5 protein-coding genes are annotated in these 5,122 nt (G+C 40.9%); 2 read left to right on the forward strand and 3 right to left on the reverse strand.

Going from position 1 to position 5,122, the window contains the following annotated elements; all coding sequences use genetic code 11:
• Window positions 1–170, reverse strand: a 170-nt coding sequence (locus QZL69_RS14115) for a glycosyltransferase family 2 protein (protein ID WP_291519675.1), incomplete at its 3' end; no start/stop codon positions are given.
• A 201-nt stretch (window positions 171–371) separates the two neighbouring features.
• On the opposite strand from QZL69_RS14115, the gene QZL69_RS12625 reads away from it, so the two are divergent.
• Window positions 372–1,850 (forward strand): glycosyltransferase, encoded by a 1,479-nt coding sequence (locus QZL69_RS12625; protein WP_022215560.1) that lies wholly within the window; start codon window positions 372–374, stop codon window positions 1,848–1,850.
• A gap of 150 nt (window positions 1,851–2,000) precedes the next feature.
• Window positions 2,001–3,482, forward strand: a complete 1,482-nt coding sequence (locus QZL69_RS12630; RefSeq protein ID WP_022215561.1) for a nucleotide sugar dehydrogenase — start codon at window positions 2,001–2,003, stop codon at window positions 3,480–3,482.
• A gap of 60 nt (window positions 3,483–3,542) precedes the next feature.
• Here QZL69_RS12630 and QZL69_RS12635 read toward each other — a convergent pair whose 3' ends face one another.
• Together QZL69_RS12635 and QZL69_RS12640 are read right to left on the reverse strand one after the other, a co-directional pair.
• A complete protein-coding gene (locus QZL69_RS12635; RefSeq protein ID WP_022215562.1) occupies window positions 3,543–4,637 on the reverse strand; it encodes an acyltransferase family protein in 1,095 nt (364 codons plus the stop codon).
• 50 nt (window positions 4,638–4,687) lie between these two features.
• The coding region (locus QZL69_RS12640; protein WP_291519673.1) for a hypothetical protein at window positions 4,688–5,122 on the reverse strand (435 nt) is incomplete at its 5' end.

Genomic DNA, 5,122 nt, shown 5'->3' on the forward strand with positions numbered 1-5,122 from the left:
CTTTCCCTAGTCTGATCATCCGAACCATCATCTACACAGAGTACCTCAAAGTTATCAAATGTCTGCGACTGCAGGCTGTCCAGACACTGGTCTATATATTTTTCGACATTATAAACAGGAATAATAACGGATATCTCCGTTCCCTTATCCCTTCCGCCCACATCTTTCATAGATTGTTTCCTCGCTTTTACTGTACATGATACGCATAGTATAACATAGTCTGTATGCTTTTAGCAAATTCATTTCTCATATTACAATTTATTTATAAATATATCAACAATATTAAATATATTTTATGTTTTTATAATTTCCTGACCAGACTCGACATTTTATGATATGATACACATATTCTTAGGCAAGGAGATCATACCATGAATCACGATTCAAGAACATATCCTTTTAAATTTTCAATCATTACTGCCGTATACAATGTAGCTTCCTATCTTTCTGGAGCTGTCGAAAGTATTCTCTGTCAGGATATTGGTTTTAAAGAATCTGTTGAACTTATTCTTGTTGACGATGGATCTACAGATTCTTCCGGTGAAATCTGTGACCATTATCAGGCATTATATCCATATAATATTAAAGTGCTGCACAAACCAAACGGAGGTGCTGCTTCTGCCAGGAATGCCGGAATTGCACTTGCATCCGGAAAGTACCTGAATTTCCTGGACGGAGACGACAAACTTTCTCCAAATACGCTTTCTGCTGTATACAACTTTTTTTCCACTGTTGATGATCAGATCAGTCTTGTATCTGTTCCGATACAGTTTTTTGAAAAAAAGGAAAACGCCCATCGGCTCAACTATAAATACCGGGACGGCAAAGATCAGATCATTGATCTGAATGTCCAGTACTCCTATGTACAGATGTCTATTGCTTCTTCCTTTATAAAGCATAATGTACTTAACGATCATTCTTTTGATACTTCTCTGCGCTATGCAGAAGATGCAAAAGTGATCATGCAGCTTCTGCTCGATCACCCATACTATGGAATTGTCCCTTCCGGCTGCTATTATTATCGTTTTCGAAACACACAGAATTCTGCTCTGAATGGCACAAAACTACACAGAGAATGGTATCTTGACTGTCTGAAAAATTATCTTCAGTGGGCACTTCACTCTGCCCGCCAAAAATATGGTAAAATTCCATTTTTTGTCCAGTATAATGTCATGTATGATCTCCAGAGCCGGTTCGGCGTGCCTGAAATACCGGAATCTGTCCTGACTACGGCTGAACATCTGGAATTCCGGACACTCCTTAAGGAACTGCTGCAATCCATCGACGATAAGATCATTCTGGAACAGAAAAATCTTTCCCGCGAACAGAAAGACTATATCATCTCTTTCAAAAAAGGAAATGGCACCCTGACGCATGCACCAGAAGATCTTTTTTTTCAGTATGGGAATTTGAAGCTTTATCCTGCCTCATCCTATCTTCTGAAATTATTTCATGCTGAAATTTCAGGAAAAGATCTGAGGATTACAGGATCTGTAAAATTCAACAGCAGATTTCCATATCCGTCTGCACTTTATGTACAGTTGCAGCGCCACATGCTGAAAGCCCGTATTTTTTACTGTGACTGGTCAGCAAATACATCTTCTGATTTTGTATTTGACGGAACACTTCTGTCACAGTTTTTGGATTTCGAAGTAAAAATTCCTCTGCGCTTTCTTCATGGACAAAGTACTCTGCTGTTCTATATGGTCTGTGACAGTCAGCCTGTCAGATTCAAAAGTCTCCGTGCGGAGTCATCTTTTCCGGCTGTTACTTCTTCATCCGGAACATCCTGCCAGTTGTCCATCGTTTCGCACACATTATCTTTAAAGAAACGCAGGAGCTTCTTCTGATTGCAATATCATAATTATCGCCCGGCACAAAGTGTTATTTAAAATAACACTTTGTGCTATATTTTTTCTTGATTTCCTGTTTTTTCTATGATATTATCATCTTATCAACATATTATTGTTATTTAAGCGAACATTCTAAGGAGCATTTTCATGAAAAAATTATCAATGACTTTACTTTCAAATCTGGTATCCGATAAACGCCAGCAGAAAAATATGACTCAGCAGGATCTTTCTCTTGCTACCGGTATCAACCGCGCATTAATCTCCCGCCTTGAAAAGAAGGATTTTGTTCCATCTATCAGTCAGCTGGAAAATCTGGCCGAGGTACTTGGATTTGAACCTTCTGATGTATTTACAGAAGCTTCTTCAACCAGACTTGGCTCTCCATCTCCACTCAACATCGCAGTTGCAGGTACCGGATATGTAGGCCTTTCCATTGCCACTCTTCTTGCCCAGCATAACCATGTAACAGCCGTTGACATCATCCCGGAAAAAGTGGATCTGATCAATCAGCGCAAATCTCCTATTCAGGATGAATATATTGAGAAATACCTTGCAGAAAAAGACCTGGATCTTACCGCTACGCTGGATGGAATTTCTGCCTACAAAAATGCGGACTATGTCGTAATTGCCGCACCTACCAACTATGACAGCCAGAAAAACTATTTTGACACTTCTGCCGTAGAAGCCGTGATCGAACTGGTGCTCAAAGTTAATCCTGACGCCATCATGGTTATCAAATCCACCATCCCTGTCGGCTATACGGAATCTGTCCGCAAAAAATATCACACCTCAAAAATCATCTTCAGCCCGGAATTTCTTCGTGAATCCAAGGCTTTATACGACAACCTGTATCCAAGTCGTATCATTGTATCCACCAATCCGGAAGATCCGGCTCTTGTACAGGCTTCTCAGAACTTTGCAGCACTTCTGCAGGAGGGTGCTCTCAAGGAAAATATCGATACCTTATTTATGGGATTTGCAGAAGCTGAGGCTGTCAAGCTGTTTGCCAATACTTATCTTGCGCTCCGTGTATCTTATTTCAACGAACTTGACACTTACGCTGAAATGAAGGGACTCAACACACAAGATATCATCCAGGGTGTCTGCCTTGACCCACGTATCGGTACTCACTACAATAACCCTTCCTTTGGTTACGGCGGTTATTGTCTGCCGAAGGATACGAAGCAGCTTCTCGCCAATTACAATAATGTTCCACAGAATATGATGAGCGCTATTGTCGAAAGTAATCGTACCCGTAAAGACTTCATCGCTGACCGTGTCCTCCAGAAAGCCGGTTATTACGCCTATGATGAGGGAAATACTTTCAATTCCTCCATGGAAAAGCCTGTTACCATCGGTGTTTACCGTCTGACTATGAAATCCAATTCTGATAACTTCCGTCAGTCCTCTATCCAGGGTGTCATGAAGAGAATTAAGGCGAAAGGAGCAACCGTGATCATTTATGAACCAACTCTCGAAAATGGTTCTACATTTTTCGGAAGCAAAATCGTAAACGATCTGGATGAATTCAAACAGCAGTGCGACTGTATCATCGCCAACCGTTATAATTCCTGCCTGGACGAAGTAAAGGACAAAGTCTACAGCCGGGATCTTTTCCAGAGAGACTGATAAAAAATAAAACAAATCCTGTCATCTCTAAAGCTTCAAGCTTCTGAGATGACAGGATTTTTATATATAAACCTGTAATCTTTTCTTCAGTACCTTCGTAGCCGGTCGTTCTACCAGATGATAAGTCACTATACCTGCCATTATTGTCACCAGAATTGAGACTGTAAGCGCCGGCACAGGATAATCATGAAGAAATATCGTATTTTTCCAGAGTGTCCTTTTTAATACTGCGAATACAGCTTCCTGCATAACATAAATGGAATAAGCATATCTTCCAGGAAGACCTATCATTTTGTGATCTGTCAGCTCCGAAAAAACGCCTCTTCTTGTCAGCAGACAGGCAAAAAATACCGGAAACAGAATTATCACAATAAACTGATTATCATATGCTTTTGAACTGCAAAAAAAGTCTATCAGAAGCATCGACAACGTCAGAATCTCCAATACTCTGATCAGCCAGACTTCTATACCGCCCGTCCTTTCCTGTACCTGTTTTTGTTTTTTCCATGTCGCTGTAAAATTTGCCCACTCTATCGCAAACAGATATCCAAGGCCGATCCCGGCGACTGCGCGTGCCATGCCAAGGTTGATGATTCCATGGAACATCTTACGTCCGAAACCGCCGTCCATGGCATTGATGTTGATCTCATAACCAAAATAGATCAGCATGCAGATCAGAAGCTTCATCTTTGCCGAGTTCCGAAAGCATTTATACAGCACAAAATAAAAAATCTCCACCACAAAAAATGCCGACACATACCAGTTCAGTCCCTGCCAGTCCGTCGCCAGCCCGCTGGACTGCAAAAACAACAAATCCACAAAGGACGCATAGATCGATTTTCCAAAAAACACCGCCGAGATCATGATCGAACACGCCAGCACCGGCCACAGACGGATTATCCTTCGCATGATAAATCCCTGCGTGGTCATCTCCGGATGTCTCTGTATCGTATGATAAAGAAAATATCCCGATATGATAAAGAAACACTCCACAATATACTTCGCATACTTCGACTGCTCCGCCAGCCGGATATAAAGGTCCGCGTTGCCTGTATAGTCCATCATAAAAGAATGGAGCAGATGGAAATATACGATGCATATGGCAAACGCGAAGCGGAGAAATTCTATGTTGTAATATCTTTTTTCTGTATTCATCCTGTACCTCAAAAAGTCTCCCAGATCAGCTCTCTGAGAGACTTTCATATTTATGCTATTTTCGCTTTGAGTTCTTCAATCTCTTTCTGCATGTTATTGTACATTTTGAGAAGTAATGAAGTGTTGTCGTTCTCAAGTTTTGTGATTCTGTAGTACTGCTGTAACTCTTCCAGATTTCTCTCTACTTTCTGAACATCTGTTTCCAGATGCTCCTGTACTCTGTCCAGTTCATGAAGGATAAGATTTTCAGAATGAGTGAGTTTCTCGTCCATTTTCTGCATCATTCTTTCTTCTGATGCTGTTATCTTTTCATCTATCTGCTGAAGAATATTCTGTTGTCCATCTTCTAGACCTGTTACTTTGTTCTCAAGACCTGTCATCCTGTCCTCAAAGCCTGTCATCCTGTCTTCAAGACCTGTTACTTTATTCTCTAGGCCTGTCACTTTGTCTTCTAGACCTGTTACTTTATCTTCTAGACCTGTTAC

It is taken from the genome of Blautia sp. CAG:237 (assembly GCF_000436615.1).
Taxonomy (GTDB): Bacteria; Bacillota; Clostridia; order Lachnospirales; family Lachnospiraceae; genus Blautia_A; species Blautia_A intestinihominis.